Raw genomic sequence first — 18,068 nt, forward strand, 5'->3', positions numbered from 1 at the left:
GCGACAAAGTCTTACTCCATTCAGGCTATTTCTTGACTGAATCGAAACGTCTAGCCTTAACCCACATTCAATCAGAGAGTCAAACCAATGAAGGCCGTCGTCTACACCCAACCCGGTTTGCCAATCCAAGACCCTCAATCGCTGTACGACACGCAACTGCCCACCCCAACACCCGGTGCCCGGGACCTCCTTGTCGAGGTCAAGGCTATCGCCGTCAACCCGGTTGATACGAAGATCCGTGCAAGCCGTGGCGGTGAGCAACCACAGGTGCTGGGCTGGGATGCCGTCGGCGTCGTCCGTGAGGTAGGTGCTGAAGTGACGTTGTTCCAACCGGGCGATGAGGTTTTCTACGCCGGTGCTATCGACCGCCCGGGCACCTACAGTGAGCTTCACGCAGTGGATGAACGCATCGTCGGGCACAAGCCTCGCAGCTTGGATAATGCGAGTGCCGCTGCCCTCCCCCTGACCTCGATTACCGCGTGGGAGCTGCTGTTTGACCGCTTGGGCGTTGTCGAAAATGCAGGTAAAGGCCAAAGCCTTCTAGTTATCGGCGCGGCTGGCGGGGTGGGTTCGATTTTGGTTCAGCTGGCCAGCAAGCTCACGCAGCTGACCGTCATCGGCACCGCCTCAAGGCCTGAGACCCAGGCGTGGGTCAAGGAACTGGGTGCCCATCATGTCATCGACCACTCCAAGCCGATTGCGCCTCAGTTGCAAGCGCTCGGGCTCGATACCGTCGATTATGTGATCAGCCTGACGCACACCGACACCTACCTTGCGCAGTTGGTGGAAGTGCTTCGTCCACAAGGCAAACTGGCGCTGATCGACGACCCCGCACAGCTGGATGTAGTGCCACTCAAACGCAAATCGCTGTCACTGCACTGGGAGCTGATGTTCACACGTTCGTTGTACAAAACCGAGGACATGATCAAGCAGCACCAATTGCTCGAACGTGTTTCAAAGCTGATCGATGACGGTGTACTCAAAACCACCGTGGGTGAGCACTTCGGCACGATCAACGCCGATAATCTCAAGCGCGCGCACGCCGTACTCGAAAGTGGTAAGGCACGCGGCAAGATTGTCCTGGAAGCCTTCTGAGGGCTACACCGGCCTGCCCTCACGGCCATCACATTGTCCTGGACTGAGCCCCTCGTCCTTGGAGCACAAGGCCGATCAGGTTCAGGCGGAGTCTGCAGACTCCGCCGCGCGATTGGTCGAAAAGCTTGAGTACAAGCGTCTGTGATCTGCCCGCAGACAAGCTGGCCATCACAACATGTAATAGACACTGTCTACATAGCGACATCACGACGACTCGGCCGTCACAGAACCGTAGAACACCAATTGACAACCACGAGAGAACCGAAGGATTATGCGCGCCGCCTTTATGCGAAGCATTACCATTAGCAATACGTTTCGTAATGGGGGCCTGCGTTCTATCGAACAGGAGTCAATGGATGTCCACTCGTTTTGCTTCAGCCACCAGCCTTCGCCAAGCCGCACTCGCGGTCAGCCTGTCTGGCACGCTGCTAACCACCGCCACTGTCTGGGCCGAACCTTTTGCTTACAGTATCCCGGCGGGCTCCCTCGCTAGCACCATAGATAAGTTCGCGAAGGCCAGCGGAGTAGTTGTCAACTTCAGCAATGAAGCAGTTGCGGGGCTTAACAGTGAAGGGCTGCGAGGTAACTACGAGGTAGACCAGGGCTTGGCTCTACTGCTGCAAGGTACAGGCCTGCAGTTACAGCAAGCTGGAGAAAAGCGTTACGCGCTGGTTCGTCCCCGCCAGGACGGTTCGATGGAGCTTGCAGCCACCACCGTTTCCAGCGTGGGGCTCGGCGCCACCACCGAAGGCACTGGCAGCTACACCACGGGCTCGGCCAGCACCGCGACAGGCCTGCGCCTCTCGGCACGAGAGACACCGCAATCTATCAGCGTAGTGACCCGTCAGCAGATCGAAGATCAGAACCTGAACGAGGTTGCCCAGGTGCTTGAACAGACGCCTGGCGTGGTCGTGGACAGCATGGGGCCGGCTGGCAGCGACGCCAACCACGTTTACGTGCGGGGGTTCGAGGTCGGCAGCATTCAGGTCGACGGCATCAACCGACCGAATACCTATGGCTTCCGGGACGACCTTTCCGACATGGTGAGTTATGACCGGGTCGAAGTAGTGCGCGGCGCCACGGGGCTAATGTCCGGCACCGGCGATCCCGGCGCGACCGTGAACCTGATTCGCAAGAAGCCGACGCTAGAAACACAACGTAAGTTGACCCTTAAAGCGGGCTCTTGGGACAACTACCGTCAGGAGTTTGATGTGTCCGACACGTTGACGGAAAGTGGCAATGTGCGAGGTCGCTTCGTCGCATCGAACACCAACAGCCAGAGCCACATTGATCGCCAATCCCTGGAAAAGCAGGCAGCATATGGCGTATTGGAATGGGACGTCACCGACAGCACGATGCTGACAGTGGGCGCTGAATATCAAGAGATGGACAGCGACGGGGCAGGTAACCATGGTTTCCCGATGTTCAATTCAGATGGTAGTCACTTCAGCCCTTCCCGCTCATTCAACTCTGCTGCTGACTGGAGCTATCACAAGCGTCGAACTAGAACCGTATTCACCACCTTGGATCACGACCTCGCCAACGGCTGGCATCTGAAACTCAATGCCGAGCACAACCGCCGCAGCTACGATGACGCCTTTGCCACTGCGGCCAGTGGCACCGTCAACCCTGATGGCAGCGGCATCAATACTTGGACTGGCCGTTGGGCCGGCGAGCCTCGTCAAACCTCGTTCGATCTCTCGGCGTCGGGCCCATTTGAGCTTTTCTCCCGCGAGCACCAAGCTTACCTAGGCGCCAGTCACTACAAGGCCTACTACCGTAACGACGGTTATCCTCTGTGGTCGTTCCAGAACATTGACAATATCCATACCTGGGACGGGTCGCTGGCGATACCTGACGCCATCCACACCAAGTCCTCCGAAGATGCTCTAGATGAAACCCAGGATGGACTGGTGGCTTCGGTGCGTTGGAGCTTGGCGGATGACCTGTCACTGATCACCGGGGCCCGGGTCATCGACTGGAGACGAGACGAGGTTTCCACCTCCCTGTCATCCGGCGACACCAGCCGCACCTCGCGGAGCGAAACTGGGGTCGTCACCCCTTACATCGGGCTGGTTTATGACCTCAACGAGAACTGGTCGGCCTATGCCAGCTATACCTCCATCTTCAAGCCGCAAAGCAACAAAGATGTCGGAGGTACCTACCTGGATCCGCTGGAGGGCGAGAACTACGAGCTCGGTCTCAAGAGCGAATTCTGGGACAAGCGCCTGACTACGGCGTTTAGCGTATTCGAGGTGCATCAGGACAACCTGGCGGTAGCCGACGGTAGCAACCTGGCCCCGGATGGCAACCAGGCATACCGTGCCGAGTCTGGTACCAAAACGCGGGGCTTCGAGATGGAAATGGCAGGCGAGATTCTGCCGGATTGGCAGGTCTCGGCGAGCTACACCTACGCCGTCAGCAAAGACTCGGACGGCGACCGCCTGAACACTGAAGTGCCGCGAGACACCCTGAAACTCTTCACCAGCTATCGTCTTCAGTCCGTACCGCAGTTGAAGGTCGGCGGTGGAGTACGTTGGCAAGGTACCGAATACTACAAAGGCGCAGGTCCAAACGACGAAACGTTCACCCAAGACCCCTACAGCGTGGTCGATCTGATGGCGCAATACGCGTTCACGCCACAAACCAGCGTCTCGCTGAACCTGAACAACGTGTTCGACAAGACTTATTACACCGCGATTGGCTCACGTGGCTGGTATGGCTCCCCGCGCAGCGCCACGGCTACTTTGGTTTATGCGTTTTAACCGAGTACGTGGATCCTGATGGCTTTTACGCTTGGGGAGCCGCTATCAGCCACACAGTGGGCCTCTCGACGATGCGGCCATCACATCATGAGAACGTTTCTTTCACTCAATTTTCACGTGGTTTGAGAGAACCTGAAGCTATCCCTACGTGTGATAGACCTTGCCCGCCTAGCAGCGGGCTTTCTTTTGCCCGCAAAAACTCACCGGCATTTAGCCAGTACTGGCTTACTTGCGACGGGTCATAGCGCTCAGCACAGCTGCAACAAGCAAAAATACTCCGCTGGCTACGAACGTAGCTTGATAGCCCATCCCGTCGTACAGCACGCCGCCTACCGTTGCCCCTGCAGTAATAGCCAACTGAATCACCGCGACCATCAGGCCACCCCCGGTTTCTGCATCGTGCGGCAGTGCCCTGGCCAACCAGGTGAACCATCCCACGGGAGCACAGGTAGCGATCAGCCCCCAGAAACCCAGCAGAACGGCGACTGGAACGACCCAGCTACCCACCGCAATCACGGCGAATGCAATGGCGGTCATGATCAAGGGTATCCCCATCAGCACCCGATTAAGATGACGTGCAACGAGGGGGCCCACCAACACAGTGCCTACCAATCCTGCGGCGCCAATGATCAGCAGGAGCAGCGAGAGCGTAGGCACATCCACCTGCGTGACCGTTTCCAGGAAGGGCCGCAGATAAGTGAACAGTGTGAACTGCCCCATGAAGAGGAAGGCAACGGCGGCCATGCCGAGCGCGACCCTGCTGTCTCCCAGTAAGCGCAGCGAGCCGGTGGCCGATAACTTGTTCCGCTCACTCGGCATTGCCGGCAGCGTGAAGGCTTGCCAGATCAACGCCAACGCGGCCAACGGCACCACACACAAAAATGCCCCTCTCCAGCCAATAATGCCGCCCAAATAACTCCCGATCGGAGCCGCGACTGCCGTGGCCAATGCGGTACCGCCCTGCATCACGGCAATGGCCTTGGGAACGAGCGCTTCGGGTGCGATGCGCATCATCACCGCTGTGGACATCGACCAGTAACCACCGATGGCAATCCCGAGCACTGCTCGCCCCACCATCAACGTCAGGTAGTTCGGGGCGTATGCCACCATCCCTCCGGAAATCAGCATCAGCGCGGTTGTGGCCAGTAGCACAGGCTTGCGATCGATCCCCTGGGTCAGGGTGGCCAGCAACAGGCTAGTGATCACGGCAAAGAAGCCCGAGATCGAAATGGCCTGCCCGGCCTGGCCTTCAGTCAGCGACAAATCGGATGCAATGGGGGTGAGCAAGCTCACTGGCAGAAACTCAGACGCTACCAGGGCGAAGGCACAGAGTGACATCGCCAGCACAGCACCCCAGACCTGGCGGCTTGAATGCTGAAGGGGTAGTGAGTCCCGTTCGAGCGAAACCGGCTCACGCTTGTACAAATTGTTCGCTCCATGGGGCATGTCCGTGGCTCCCGCAGTGAATGAACTGCCATCTTCCTCGCGTAAACCGGCCTACCAGTAGAGCAAATGGCTAGTTTTCTTGCCTAAATCTCCAACCCGTGCTGACCGGGCATGGACATCTCGGGTAGCGCACGCGTAGTGTTTTCCCACGAGATCATCGGATGCTTCCCATGCACGCCAGCACACAACCGCCCTCTCCCTCTAACCCAATGGCCACGCTGTGCAGGGTCATCGGCGCCCATGCGCCTACCGCTGGCGATTTCGCGACGCGCATTGCAGCGCTCGGCGTCTACCGACGTCATGCACCGGCCCCGCCGATCACGTGCATCGTTGAGCCGAGCATCGTGCTGGTCGCCCAGGGCGCCAAAGAAATGGTCATTGGCAGCGACGTGTTCCCCTACGACACGAGCCGCTTCCTCGTCACCTCACTGAATATCCCCGCCAACTCGGCGGTGACGATGGCCAGCGAGGCAGCCCCCTGTCTGGGCCTGGTGTTCAGGCTCGACCTGCGCACGCTGGCGGAATTAATCGCGCAAGACGGTCGTCTTCCCTTGAGCGGTCAGGCCTTTCATACCAGCGCGGGAGTGGGTGAACTCAGCCCGAAGCTGCTGCAGAGCTTCACCCGCCTGATCGAGTTGCTGGAAGAGCCCGATGCGATCCCTACGCTCTGGCCGCTCATTCAGCGAGAAATCCACTACCGGCTATTACTCAGCGACCAGGCCCCTCTCCTGCGCTACATCGCCTCCGTGGGCAGCAAGGGGCACCGAATCGCCAAGGCCATCGACTGGATGAAGCTGAACTACGCCGCCCCGCTGCGGGTAGACGAGCTGGCCTCCCAGGTGCAGATGGGGCTCTCGACCTTCCATCATCACTTCCGCCAGCTCACCGCGATGAGCCCGCTGCAGTACCAGAAATGGTTGAGGTTGAACGAGGCGAAACGGTTGATGCTCAACGAGCATCTGGATGCCGCCACCGCTGCCTTCAAAGTCGGCTACGAAAGCCCCTCGCAGTTCAGCCGCGAGTATGGGCGGCAGTTCGGCACGCCGCCAAAGCGCGACATCGCAGGGTTGCGCCTAGGTGCGGAACGATCAGGCGCCACCACACCCAGCCTGCCCTGAACCTTGAGCACTCACCTACAAGGAGGAGAACATTTGTACTCCACTGGTAAAATGAAGATCGTCCGCCTCATACGTCATGGAGAAAGCGCGGCGAATGCCGGCGCGGCCACCCTGGATCACGCGACCATCCCACTGACTGATAAGGGCCGCGATCAAGCAGCGCGCGTAGCCAGGTCAATCAGCAAGGCGCCTGGATTGATCGTTGCGTCACCCTTCTTACGCGCACAAGCAACCGCGGACGCGACGAGCTCAATGTTCCCCAACGTTACCTGCGAGACTTGGCCCATCGAAGAATTCACCTACCTCGCGCCTGCGAATTGCGTGAACACTACGGTTGCTCAACGAAAAGCTTGGGTCGACCGGTATTGGGCTAAAGCTGATCCGTCCCACGTCGACGGAGAAGGCGCAGAGTCGTTCCTCGCATTTATTGAGCGCGCGCGGTCGTTCTTGGATCGCCTGGCCTTGCACCCAGCAGAAGACATTCTGGTGTTTTCCCATGGTCAGTTCCTCAATACCGTGGTTTGGCTAATCGAGTGTGAACCACGCATGATCGATGGCCAGGCAATGACTCACTGGCGCGAATTTGAGATCGCGAACCACATTCAAAATGGCTGGGGACTGGAGCTGGTACTCAATGCCGAAAAACCATCCTGTACGGCCCGGCGCGCCTTTGTATGACCGAGTCGCGAAAAGCGATTAAGCTGCGGCAGTTGGTGCGTTGACCTGTCGCGCCATGACAAGCTTTTCAATATGCAATGGCGCCCGAACGACGACCTGCGCGTCGAGTCCCAGCAATTGCGCTACCGCAAGCTCATCCAGTGGCCTTGCCTGCACAGCCTCATGGCCTTCGGTTGGGACAGACAAATGCAGCAAGAATGACTGAGAACAGCTTCTTTTCATGCCCCAAGGATGACCATGGCCACACACAGTTCTACCACCACGCAAAAACACCTCGCAGTACTGATTGACGCCGACAATGCGCCAGCCGCGATCGTCGAGGGGCTTTTCGAAGAGATCGCCAAGTACGGTGTCGCCAGCGTCAAGCGGATCTACGGTGACTGGACTGGCCCGCAACTCGGTGGCTGGAAAAAAGTGCTGCTCGACCATTCGATCCAACCCATCCAGCAATTTGCCTATACCAAGGGCAAGAACGCCACCGACAGCTCGCTCATCATCGACGCCATGGATTTGCTCTACACCCGGCGCTTCAATGGCTTTTGCCTGGTGTCCAGCGACAGCGACTTCACACGCCTCGCGTCACGGCTGCGGGAGGAAGGCTTGACGGTTTACGGGTTTGGTGAGGAAAAAACGCCCAAGCCCTTTGTGGCCGCTTGCGACAAGTTCATCTACATCGAATTGCTGCGTGACGAAGCCGCTCAGTCGCCCAATGCCGAGGCGTCTGTCGAATCCTCCGTGACACCTGATGCAAAACCGGTGGCGGCAGAAAAGCCCAAGAAGCCCAAGGCGCCCATCGGGTTCATTACCAAAATTCTGGACGACATTGCTGATGAGGATGGCTGGGCACATTTAAGTGTGCTGGGTACGAACATCTCGAAGCTTCGCCCGGAGTTTGACCCGCGTACCCATGGTTTCAAGAAGCTGAGCGACCTGATCAAGGCATACCCGCAAACGTTCGAACTGCAGGCTCGTGGTGCATCTGCTGGGGGTACCGCGATGTACGCCCGGCACAAGCCACCTAGCAAGTGATTCCTTGTAATCAGGAGGTCCTGTTTCGAAGCCGGCGAGCTGGGCGCCTTCTGCACCTTGGCGAACGACGCCCGTTGTAGGAGCGGCCTTGCGTCGCGAAAGGGCTGCAAAGCAGCCCCGGCACTATCAGCGGTGACGCACCAATCTGGGGCCGCTGCGCGCCCCTTTCCGACCGGTCCGGCGCCCCGGCAAGGCCGCTCCTAAAGGGACCGCAGAGGGTCACAGGGCGATGCCTTGTTCGCCGAAGAAGGGCTTGAAGGGGCGTTCGATGACAAAGGTAAGGCTCCGCAGAACCCACCCTTCACCAACGCAAGATCGCGTCACTTCCATCGCCAATCGGCTGCTCGGCTTTACCGTTAATAGTCACCCAGACTACGGTGCGAAACCCTTTACGCAGTGCCAGTGGATAGACTATGCCAATGCCTTGCGCAGTGGCACCCGAGCACACGATGGTATCCCGAGGGTCGAAGGTCGCGAGCTCTGCCAGCAATACCTCCCGGGCTCGAGCTTCATCCTCATAGCCCGCGTCGGAAAAACCCAGAAAGGTCACCACTCGCTTCTCGCCGAGGGAACGAATGCCGTCGACCGCTGCTTGTGCGTCCATGGAGTGGATCTCTTGGCGAAAACCCCGTGCGCTGGGGCAAGGCCTGCCGGTTTCAATTTGATCGTTATGAAAACCGGCATGGGTCAATTACTTGACGAAAGCACTAAACCGAAAGTTCTGCAACTTACCAAGCTGGTTAAGGCCTTCGCAATGAAGGCCCAATGCAGAACACACTAACGCGCCACGTTTGAGGTATTAATCCAGGCCACCCTGGCACACATACTTGATGTGCATGTATTCCGCCAGGCCGTGGACGGAGCCTTCGCGGCCATAACCCGAATCCTTCACCCCGCCGAATGGCGCAGCTTCGGCAGCCAGCGCACCTTCGTTCACTCCGACAATGCCGCACTCCAGCGCATCGGTAACGCGGTGCACACGGCGCATGTCGTTGGTATAGAAGTAGGCTGCCAGCCCGAATGGCGAGTCGTTGGCCATCTTGATGACTTCCTCCTCGGTGTCGAATTGAGTGATCGGCGCGACGGGCCCGAAGGTTTCCTCATGGAAGCACTTGGCAGCGCGGTCTACGTCGGCCAGAACGGTTGGCGCGTAGTATGTGGACTCGGCGCGCTGTTCGGTGAGCAGGCGCTTGCCGCCGGTCAGCACTCGGGCGCCCCGGGCAACGGCATCGTTAACATGCTCTTCGATTTTGGCGATGGCTTTGGCGTTGATCATTGGGCCGATCTGGGACGCCGGATCGCTCGCCGGGCCGACGACCAAGGCTGCTACGCGGGCTGCCAGTTTTTCCAGGAACCTGCCGTAGATCTTCGACTGAACGTAGACACGGTTGGGGCACACGCAGGTTTGGCCGCCGTTACGGAACTTGGCAACCATCAAGCCTTCTACCGCAGCATCGACATCGGCATCTTCGAACACGATGAACGGAGCGTTACCACCCAACTCCAACGCCAGCTTTTTCAGGGTACGGGAGGATTCGTGGGCAAGGTGCTTACCCACGGGGGTCGAGCCGGTGAAGGTGATTTTACGAACACGGGCATCGTCCAGCCACACATCGGCAACTGTCTTTGACGAGAGGGTGTTGACGATATTCAGAACACCTGCCGGCACGCCCGCCTCTTGCGCAAGCTTGACCAAGGCCAACGCAGTGAGTGGGGTTTCTGCTGCGGGCTTGCACACAACGGTACAACCGGCAGCCAGTGCAGGCGCGATTTTCCGGGCAATCATCGCGGCGGGGAAGTTCCAGGGCGTGATGGCAGCAACGATACCCACAGGCTCCCAGTAGGCTGTCATTTTACGGCCCCGCACCGCCTGAGGGATGATGTCGCCGTTCGCGCGGGTCGCCTCTTCTGCAAACCACTCGACATAACTGGCGGCGTAAGCGATTTCACCAATGGCTTCAGCAAGGGGTTTGCCTTGCTCAGAGGAAATGATTTTGCCCAGATCCTCGGCGTTCGCCATGATCAGGTCATTCCAGCGTTTCAAAATGACAGCGCGTTGTTTGGCGGGCGTGGCGCGCCAAGCTTCAAAAGCGGCGGCTGCCGCGTCAATGGCAGCTTCCGCATCTTTTTCATCGCTATTTGCAACCCAGGCAACAGGCTCCCCAGTCGCCGGGTTATTGACCGGCAGGGTGGCGCCCGATACTGCATCCTGCCACTCACCCGCAATGTAATTCTTGGTAACCATCAACGCGTCGCGCTGCAGTTTAAAGCTCATAAAACCCCCAATTTGAGTAGCAGTCTTGGCAACTAAGCCGACAGGCCGCGACACCGCGCGTGCCCTGTAACTATCGCTTTAAGCGATTGCATCGAATCTGATGCACGATTCCGATTAGCACCAACGCGAGTCCTGCACTGCCCGTAGACACCACCAGCACCTGGTAGTCAGGCATGAACGACATCACCCCCAGGCAAACCACGATGAACACGATCACCGCCCAGGTCAGCCAAGGGAACAGCCACATCTTCAACGGGATGTCACTGCCTTTGAGTTCCAGTTTGCGTCGCATCTTCAGTTGAGAGCAGGCGATGACCAGGTAAACCAGCAGTGCAATAGTGCCGGTCATGTTCATCAGCGTATCCAGTACATCCTTGGGCCGCAGCGCCTCACTAAAGTTGATCAGTGCCAGAATCACAGCCACCAGGCACGAGCCAATAATCGCGTAGACCGGGATGCCCGTTCCGGCCTTGGTGAACTTGAAGAACGCAGGTGCGTCACCGCGGGTGGCCAAGGAGAAGAGCATGCGCGAGGCGGTGTAGTGCGCAGAAATCAGGCAACTGCTCACCGAGGTCAGCACCACGAAGTTCATCAGCACTTCTGCGCCAGGCACCCCAAGCAGCTCCAGTGTCCGGCGGTACGAGCCATAGCCTGACACGCCCAGCATGGGGTCATTCCACGGCACCAGGCACACAATCAGGAAAATCGACCCCACGTAAAACAGCCCTACGCGCCAGACAACCGACTTCGTCGTCTTGATGATCTGCTGCGAGGGGTTTGCAGACTCTGACGCTGCAATCGTCGCAATCTCGGCCCCCAGGAATGCAAACATCACCCCGAGCATTGCGCCGACGACGGGGTCTATGCCGTTTGGCATAAAGCCATGCGCGGTCAGATTACTGATGCCGCTCACCTCCCCCAGCGTCCAGAGGTTGGTCACGGCCAGGCCGCACACAATCAGGAAGCAGAAGATCGCCACCACTTTGATCAAGGCGAACCAGAACTCGAATTCACCGTAGTTCTTCACATTGAAGAAGTTGATACTGAGCAAAACCAGGGTCGTTGCCAGCACAAAGACATTGATGCTGATCGATGGAAACCAGCCGTTGAGGATTTTTCCGGCAACGTATGCTTCCCACGCCATCAGGCTGACCCAGTAACCCCAGTACAGCCACCCAATGGTAAAACCGGCCCAGCGACCAATGGCGCGGTCGGCGTAGGTCGAGAATGACCCAGTGTCTGGCGATGACGTTGCCATTTCCCCCAGCATTCGCATGATCAGCATCATCAGAATGCCGCCAACCAGAAAGGCCAGAACGGCGGCTGGCCCCGCGCTGTGAATGATACTCCCCGACCCTACGAACAAGGAGCCACCAATGACCCCTGCGATCGACATCATTGTCAGATGCCGAGACTTCAAGCCCGCCTTGAGTTGGCTGTCATGGGTGTTCGGTTTATCGATACTTATACTTGTATTCATCATCGAGGCACCTCTATTAATTGACGGGAAACATTGACGCGCGAGAAACCGCCAACCCCCTTCCCGGCACGCTGTTTGATTAACTTGCGGTGTGATAGCCCCCTGCAGGGAGGGGGCAAGTTCAAGTCGGTGAACGTGATCAGAATGATCCGTTCAATCCCTGCACCGGCAAGCAGTCGGACTCAGGCTTGTGCGGCAACCAATGCACGCTCGAACATGCCAAGTGCCTTGGCAACGTCCTGCTCAGTGATCACCAACGGGCAGATAAAGCGAACCACGTTGCGGTACACACCACATTTGATGAGCAGCAGGCCCTCTTCACGGGCAGCGTCAATCACGCGCTGCGCCATCGCCGCATCCGGCTCTTTGCTGTCGCGATTGGAAACGAACTCGACCGCTGCCATGGCACCAATGGCGCGTACGTGGCCGATGCTGTTGAAACGGCCCTCAAGTTGCTTGAAGCCTTCCAGCAGTTGCGCACCAATAGCGCGGCTACGCTCGGTCAGGTTCTCGGACTCGAAGATCTTGATCACTTCCAGTGCAGCGGCGCAGCCCAGTGGGTTGCCACCGTAGGTGCCGCCCAGGCCGCCTGGCTGCGGGGCATCCATGATTCGGGCACGGCCGACAACGCCCGAGATCGGCAAGCCGCCGGCCAGGCTCTTGGCAACGGTTACCAGGTCAGGCTGGATGCCGGCGTGCTCGAAGCCGAACATTTTGCCGGTACGGCCAAAGCCGGTCTGGATTTCATCGCAGATCAGCACGATGCCCAGTTCTTCGGTTTTCTTGCGCAGTGCACGCATGAACTCGACGGGCGCTGCGATAAAGCCACCGTCACCCTGTACTGGCTCGATGATGATTGCCGCAACACGATCAGCAGCGATCTGCGTGTCGAACACCTCCTGCAGGGCCACCAGCGCTTTCTCGGTGGTGATGCCTCGGTATTCGTTCGGGTACGGGGTGTGGTAGATGTCCGGCGCGTAAGGGCCGAAGTTCTGGCGGTACGGCTGGCTCATGCCGGTCAGGGTCATGCCCATCAAGGTACGGCCGTGGAAACCGCCGCGGAATGCGATCACACCTGGGCGGTTGGTGTAGCCCCGCGCGATCTTGATGGCGTTCTCGACCGCTTCGGCACCGGTGGTCAGGAACACCGACTTGTAGTGCTCTGGGCCGCCAACCAGGTTATTCAGCTTGGCAGCCAGATCGGTGTATTGGTCGTAAGCCGCAACCTGGAAGCAGATATGCGAGAAGGTGTCCAACTGCTTGCGTACCGCTTCGACCACACGCGGGTGATTGTGCCCCACGTTCAACACGCCTATGCCACCCACGAAATCCAGGTATTTCTTACCTTGATCATCCCATAGGTAGGCACCCGCAGCGCGGCTCACCGTAATGGGGTGAGCAACTGCAACACCGTTGGAAACATGCTGGGCACGCGCCGATACAGACAATTTTTGTTGAGAGGACATAGCATTCACCTTTATGTGTCAGTGTTTTAATGCTAACCACTGCCCTTCCCTCCAACTACAACCAGGAAGTAGGAAGCGCGCGCAAACTAATCCTGCTTAAAGCAGGAAAAGCCAATTCAACGCTTTTACTTATCATCCGTTGCCAACACGTACATCTGAGCCGCTACCTGCAATTTGAACTTATCGTCTGGATTGTCGAGCGAGATATTCAGCATCGACTCGATCCGCTCGACCCGGTACCGCAGCGTACTGATATGAATATCCAGTGCCTTGGCCGTATTGAGTAGTTGAAAGCCTTCTCTGGCCAAGGTCAGTACGGTGTCTATCAGGGCATTGCCGCGCTTGGGGTTGCCGAGCGGCTCGATCAGCTTTTCCATCAGCAAGCGACGGGCGTCCGAGTCCCCCATCAAGGCGCGAGGGAATAGCACCTCGTCGAAGTCATGCAGCTTTCCGGGCTTGAGCAGAGGCAGCAGCGCCAGCACGTCCTCTGCCCCTTGAGCCATGCCCGTCACCCCCTTGTGCACGCGGCTGACGGCCATCGCACTACCTTCTGTGCGTACCGACCTCCAGATGGCGTCTGGGGCGTTTTCTGCCGGGAGCAAGAAGCTGACCTGGTTCAGCGAGACGGACATGAGCGGCGCGATGCCCATGCCCTGCATCGACTGGGCAATACGCTCGGCAATTCGCGAGCGTCGGTTGAAGCCTTCCACCGACAACGGGATCGGTTCATTCAACAACACCAGACAAACCCGGTAGTCCCTGTTTTCGCCCCATCCCGACACTTGCGCCCGCTCTATGGCACTTGGTGTGGCAGAGAACTTGCCCTCCAGCAACCCCGCGACGAATGCATAACCTAAGCGGGTTTCCTGGTCGGACAACTGACGCTGGTAGGCAAGGTGCAACGCCGCAATCACCGAGGCGTGTTCGAGCGCTCGAGACTCCAGCTCCTCAAACGCCCCTTCTTCGCCGTGCAGCCAGACAATGCCCACCACTTCTCCACGTAGCCTGATGGCACCGCCCAGCCTGGGGCGCTGCACGCCCTGCGTCACGACTTTTGCCGTGGTGGCATCGAAACAGCCCGTGAGCGAGTCCAGTTCGGTGATTTTCTTAATCAGTGCGCGCTCGGCAAGCGCGTCGACCGCGGGGTCGGAGGCCCCCAGAACAGTACCATCCGCAGAGACCACGGTTGCATGCTTGTCCAGGGCGGATTTCAGCGCCTTGGCCAAGCCTTCCAGGTTGTTGCCCTCCAAGGCAGCCTCGGTCAACGTGCGATGGATATGGTCTGAGCGGCGAATGGTCTCGGCCTGGATGTTGATGATCCGGGCCAGTACATCGTGCATGATCTCGCTGAACTGGATCTCCCACGGCAACTCGAGCAGTGGCAAGTCGCAGCGGTTCGCTTCGTCAATCGCGGCCTGGGTGAAATGCTCGCGAAAATGGGGAACAGCCAGTACCACCCCCGCCAAACCGATTTCACTCAACCGGCGCACCATCACACGGCACTCTTCGTCGTCTACTGGCCAGTTGTAGCCGGTGGTCAACAGAAGCTCGCCAGGCTTCAACCAATTGGTGATCTCGGGGTGATCGACGATGTGAACCCAGGTGATTTCGCGATCCATGGCTGTTTCACCGGCCACCACAGTGGCCTCGCGAAGCACAGTGCTACCTATCGCTGTGTCGAGCTTCATGACCTATCAATCCCACTTAGAAATAACCACTCGACAGCACTCGATGGCTGCCAGGTTTGCAACGACCTTAGCAGCCAGATACTGGAGAATGCTGCGCTGCGTGCAACTAACCCAGAATTTTCGCAAGGTACTCGGCCAGGTGCATGGCTTCTCTGCCACTCACGTTGCGGATCTGCCCGCGGCAACTGAAGCCATCGGCAACGACCGCCGCCTGCTGCGGGATCTTGTCGATGTGAGGTTTGAACTCATTCTCACCGATGATCTTCGCAATCGGAGCCGTCTTGCTATGGTAAGCGTATGCACCCGCCACGCCGCAGCACCCCGCAGCAATCACCTGGCCCTGGCCGCCCAGCTTTTCAAGAACGCCCTGCTCCCCAGCCATCCCGCCGCAGGACTTCTGGTGGCAATGCCCATGTATGCGCACGTCTTCGTTGATCGAAGGCAACTGCAAACCACGCTGCTCGATGAACTCACTCAAGGTCATGATCGACTTCTCGAGCTTTTGGGCGCGCGGGTCCGTCGGGAACAGGCCCGGCATTTCGTCGCGGAACACCGACAAGCAACTGGGCTCAAGGACGATGACTGGAAGCCCCTCTTCGAGCACTGGCGCCAACTGGGCAAGGATCTGCTCAAGGTTCGACTTGGCCTGATCGATCATGCCCACGTCGTAATAAGGTCGGCCGCAGCACACATGGCGCTTCATCAGTTTTACGCTAAACCCAAGCGCCTCGAGTACGGTTACACCCGCTTCGAGCACGTGGGGCGTGAAGCCATTATTGAAGCTGTCCACCCACAACAGCACCTCTGTACCGACACGCACACGCTCATTTTTCAGGATGCGCCTGGCCGTAGCGCTGCTACGGAAACTCTGCGAGGCGACCTTTGGGAACTTGGCTTCACGCGCCAGCCCGAAATAAGCACCCGCCTTACGCACCAGCGGGTTACCCATGGCGTAGTTAAGTACGGGTGACAGCTTGGTGGCATGAGGCAGCCATGCGCCGATGCGCCCGATCATGGCGTCCATCACCGGGCGCGGCTTGTGGCTGTAATAGCGGCTAAGGAACTCGGTCTTGTAGCGGGCGATGTTCACATTGGTCGGGCAGTCCGTCTTGCAGCCCTTGCAGCTCAGGCACAGATCCAGAGAGTCCTTGACCTCCTCGTTCTGCCAGGCACCTTCGATCACCTCGCCCTTCAACAGCTCGAAAAACAAACGTGCACGGCCGCGGGTGGAGTACTTCTCTTCGCGGGTCGCCCTGAAGCTTGGGCACATGGTGCCGCCATCGAGCGAGCGGCATTTACCCATCCCGATGCAGCGCTCGGCCTCACGCGCCAGGCCCTTGTCACCGAGGCGTGCATCGTAGGTGAACTGGCTGGGGATTTCGCGGCGCTCATAGTCCGGGCCCAACCGCAGGTTGGCATCGACCGGCATGGCATGGATCAGCTTGCCTGGGTTCATCTTGTTCAGCGGGTCCCAGATCGCTTTGAATTCGGCAAAGGCGTTCATGATCTCGGTGGAGTACATGATCCGCAGGTATTCCCCCTTGGCCTGGCCATCACCATGCTCGCCCGACAACGAACCGCCGTAGCGCACGACCAGGTGAGCCGCCTCCTCCAGGAATGCTCGCCAGTTATCCAGGCCGTCCTGGGATTTCAGGTCGAAGGTAATGCGCGAGTGGATACAGCCATCACCAAAGTGCCCGTAGAGGTTGGTCTTGTAGCCGTAGCTACTGACCAGGCGCTTGAACTCGCGAAGGTACTGGCCAAGGTGCGCGGGCTCGACCGCTGCGTCCTCCCACCCTACGACAGGATCAGGCGCGTTCGGGTCCAGCCCCAGCGAGGTCGCCGAGGCGCCCGTCTCGCGGATCGTCCAGATTCGATTCATCAAACCTGCATCGGTCACCAGCCGCACACTTGGGCTACCCGGCAACTCAGGCGCGATGTCCACGGCCTTCTGGGCGAAGGCAATCGCTTGCTCAGTCGACAGAGCACCAAACTCGATCATCAACCAGGCATTGCCAGCCGGAAGCTCAGCGATATCGGCAAGCTTCATGCCGCGTTCTTTGAGCCCATCGATGATGCCATCATCCAACCCTTCCATTGCGATTGGGTTGAGCGGCAGCAACTGCGGTACGGAGTCGGCTGCGTAATAGATCTCGTCATAGCCCAGCACCACCAGCACGCGGTGAGTCGGGTTCTTCACCAGAATCGTCTCAGCCTGCAGGACGGTGACGCAGGTGCCTTCGACGCCCACCAGCGCGCGTGCAATGTTGAAGCCGTTTTCAGGCAACAACTGATCGAGGTTGTAGCCCGACACGCGACGTTTGAGTTTGGGGAACCCCTCGCGAATGTGCGCCTCGTTGCGATCGACCAGCGCCTTCAATGCCTGCACGATCTCGGCACGTCGCCCACCGGCCCTGATGTGTTGCTGGTAGGCGGCCTCGTCGGTAGGCCCTACCCAGAAACGCTCACCGTCATAGGTCAGAATTTCCAGGCGCTCGACGTTTTCGACTGTCTTGCCCGCCATCACCGAGTGAGCGCCACAGGAGTTGTTGCCGATCATGCCGCCCAGCGTGCAGCGGCTATGAGTTGCAGGGTCCGGGCCGAAGGTCAGCCCCACCTTGGCCGCCTCGCTTTTGAGCTGATCGCAGATCACACCCGGCTGCACCCTGGCCAGGCGCCTTGCAGGGTCAATCTCATGAACAGCATGAAGGTATTTGGAGGCATCGATCACAACCGCCGCGTTCACCGCCTGGCCGCACATGGAGGTACCCGCGCCACGCGGAAAGATCGGCATGCCGGCCTCTTTGCAGAGGCGTACCGTGGTCACGATATCGTCGACGGTTTTGGGAATGACAATGCCTATCGGCAGCTGACGATAGTTTGAGGCCTCGGAGGCGTAGATGGCGCGGGTGGCGGCGTCGAATCGAACCTCCGCCGAGGTTTGCGCCTCAAGCTTGGCGCGCAGGGTCATCAGGAGGTTGAGGTCGAAAGGGATAGGGTTGTTTTTTGTCATTAGGAGAAGCCTGGT

Annotated in this window: 13 protein-coding genes; 6 read left to right on the plus strand and 7 right to left on the minus strand. The window is 58.7% G+C overall.

Features of this window, described 5'->3' with window-relative positions:
• Positions 1 to 87 precede the first annotated feature (87 nt).
• Positions 88 to 1,095, plus strand: coding sequence for a zinc-binding alcohol dehydrogenase family protein (locus HU770_RS17140; protein ID WP_186664502.1), 1,008 nt, complete (start codon positions 88 to 90; stop codon positions 1,093 to 1,095).
• A gap of 356 nt (positions 1,096 to 1,451) precedes the next feature.
• Positions 1,452 to 3,860, plus strand: coding sequence for a TonB-dependent siderophore receptor (locus tag HU770_RS17145; protein ID WP_186664504.1), 2,409 nt, complete (start codon positions 1,452 to 1,454; stop codon positions 3,858 to 3,860).
• Between the two features lie 225 nt (positions 3,861 to 4,085).
• Here HU770_RS17145 and HU770_RS17150 read toward each other — a convergent pair whose 3' ends face one another.
• The gene (locus HU770_RS17150) at positions 4,086 to 5,198 is read right to left on the minus strand and encodes an MFS transporter (RefSeq protein WP_238347500.1); all 1,113 of its coding nucleotides are present in this window, start codon (positions 5,196 to 5,198) and stop codon (positions 4,086 to 4,088) included.
• A 278-nt stretch (positions 5,199 to 5,476) separates the two neighbouring features.
• Here HU770_RS17150 and HU770_RS17155 point away from each other — a divergent pair, with 278 nt between their 5' ends.
• From HU770_RS17155 to HU770_RS17165, 4 genes are all read left to right on the plus strand, one after another.
• On the plus strand, positions 5,477 to 6,424 hold the full coding sequence (locus HU770_RS17155; RefSeq protein ID WP_186664508.1) for an AraC family transcriptional regulator: 948 nt from the start codon (positions 5,477 to 5,479) through the stop codon (positions 6,422 to 6,424).
• Positions 6,425 to 6,475: 51 nt separating this feature from the next.
• Positions 6,476 to 7,102 carry a histidine phosphatase family protein gene (locus HU770_RS17160; protein ID WP_186664641.1) on the plus strand — a complete coding sequence of 209 codons (627 nt, stop codon included), beginning with the start codon at positions 6,476 to 6,478 and terminating at the stop codon, positions 7,100 to 7,102.
• A 72-nt stretch (positions 7,103 to 7,174) separates the two neighbouring features.
• Positions 7,175 to 7,303 carry a hypothetical protein gene (locus HU770_RS27290; protein WP_258714849.1) on the plus strand — a complete coding sequence of 43 codons (129 nt, stop codon included), beginning with the start codon at positions 7,175 to 7,177 and terminating at the stop codon, positions 7,301 to 7,303.
• Between the two features lie 36 nt (positions 7,304 to 7,339).
• A complete protein-coding gene (locus HU770_RS17165) occupies positions 7,340 to 8,131 on the plus strand; it encodes an NYN domain-containing protein (RefSeq protein ID WP_033697820.1) in 792 nt (263 codons plus the stop codon).
• 301 nt (positions 8,132 to 8,432) lie between these two features.
• Here the strand turns inward: HU770_RS17165 and HU770_RS17170 are convergent, their stop codons facing one another.
• The 6 genes from HU770_RS17170 to HU770_RS17195 form a co-directional block, all read right to left on the minus strand.
• The gene (locus HU770_RS17170; RefSeq protein WP_186653113.1) at positions 8,433 to 8,735 is read right to left on the minus strand and encodes a hypothetical protein; all 303 of its coding nucleotides are present in this window, start codon (positions 8,733 to 8,735) and stop codon (positions 8,433 to 8,435) included.
• 195 nt (positions 8,736 to 8,930) lie between these two features.
• Positions 8,931 to 10,406 (minus strand): NAD-dependent succinate-semialdehyde dehydrogenase, encoded by a 1,476-nt coding sequence (locus HU770_RS17175; RefSeq protein ID WP_186664510.1) that lies wholly within the window; start codon positions 10,404 to 10,406, stop codon positions 8,931 to 8,933.
• A 70-nt stretch (positions 10,407 to 10,476) separates the two neighbouring features.
• The gene (locus tag HU770_RS17180; RefSeq protein ID WP_033697810.1) at positions 10,477 to 11,889 is read right to left on the minus strand and encodes an amino acid permease; all 1,413 of its coding nucleotides are present in this window, start codon (positions 11,887 to 11,889) and stop codon (positions 10,477 to 10,479) included.
• A gap of 179 nt (positions 11,890 to 12,068) precedes the next feature.
• Positions 12,069 to 13,352 carry a 4-aminobutyrate--2-oxoglutarate transaminase gene (gene gabT / locus HU770_RS17185; RefSeq protein ID WP_033697808.1) on the minus strand — a complete coding sequence of 428 codons (1,284 nt, stop codon included), beginning with the start codon at positions 13,350 to 13,352 and terminating at the stop codon, positions 12,069 to 12,071.
• Between the two features lie 125 nt (positions 13,353 to 13,477).
• Complete coding sequence (locus HU770_RS17190; protein ID WP_186664512.1) at positions 13,478 to 15,040, minus strand: PucR family transcriptional regulator; 1,563 nt, start codon at positions 15,038 to 15,040, stop codon at positions 13,478 to 13,480.
• A gap of 106 nt (positions 15,041 to 15,146) precedes the next feature.
• A complete protein-coding gene (locus tag HU770_RS17195) occupies positions 15,147 to 18,053 on the minus strand; it encodes an FAD-binding oxidoreductase (protein ID WP_186664514.1) in 2,907 nt (968 codons plus the stop codon).
• Positions 18,054 to 18,068: the final 15 nt, after the last annotated feature.

The organism is Pseudomonas sp. SWRI68 (genome assembly GCF_014269165.1).
Classification (GTDB): domain Bacteria; phylum Pseudomonadota; class Gammaproteobacteria; order Pseudomonadales; family Pseudomonadaceae; genus Aquipseudomonas; species Aquipseudomonas capeferrum.

Coding starts and splice junctions, on each gene's coding strand:
- HU770_RS17155 (WP_186664508.1), top strand. CDS start 5,477: ATGCACGCCAGCACACAACCGCCCTCTCCCTCTAACCCAATGGCCACG.
- HU770_RS17190 (WP_186664512.1), bottom strand. CDS start 15,040: ATGAAGCTCGACACAGCGATAGGTAGCACTGTGCTTCGCGAGGCCACT.
- HU770_RS17170 (WP_186653113.1), bottom strand. CDS start 8,735: ATGGACGCACAAGCAGCGGTCGACGGCATTCGTTCCCTCGGCGAGAAG.
- HU770_RS17145 (WP_186664504.1), top strand. CDS start 1,452: ATGTCCACTCGTTTTGCTTCAGCCACCAGCCTTCGCCAAGCCGCACTC.
- HU770_RS27290 (WP_258714849.1), top strand. CDS start 7,175: ATGCAATGGCGCCCGAACGACGACCTGCGCGTCGAGTCCCAGCAATTG.
- HU770_RS17180 (WP_033697810.1), bottom strand. CDS start 11,889: ATGATGAATACAAGTATAAGTATCGATAAACCGAACACCCATGACAGC.
- HU770_RS17165 (WP_033697820.1), top strand. CDS start 7,340: ATGGCCACACACAGTTCTACCACCACGCAAAAACACCTCGCAGTACTG.
- gabT (WP_033697808.1), bottom strand. CDS start 13,352: ATGTCCTCTCAACAAAAATTGTCTGTATCGGCGCGTGCCCAGCATGTT.
- HU770_RS17160 (WP_186664641.1), top strand. CDS start 6,476: ATGAAGATCGTCCGCCTCATACGTCATGGAGAAAGCGCGGCGAATGCC.
- HU770_RS17150 (WP_238347500.1), bottom strand. CDS start 5,198: ATGTCACTCTGTGCCTTCGCCCTGGTAGCGTCTGAGTTTCTGCCAGTG.
- HU770_RS17175 (WP_186664510.1), bottom strand. CDS start 10,406: ATGAGCTTTAAACTGCAGCGCGACGCGTTGATGGTTACCAAGAATTAC.
- HU770_RS17140 (WP_186664502.1), top strand. CDS start 88: ATGAAGGCCGTCGTCTACACCCAACCCGGTTTGCCAATCCAAGACCCT.
- HU770_RS17195 (WP_186664514.1), bottom strand. CDS start 18,053: ATGACAAAAAACAACCCTATCCCTTTCGACCTCAACCTCCTGATGACC.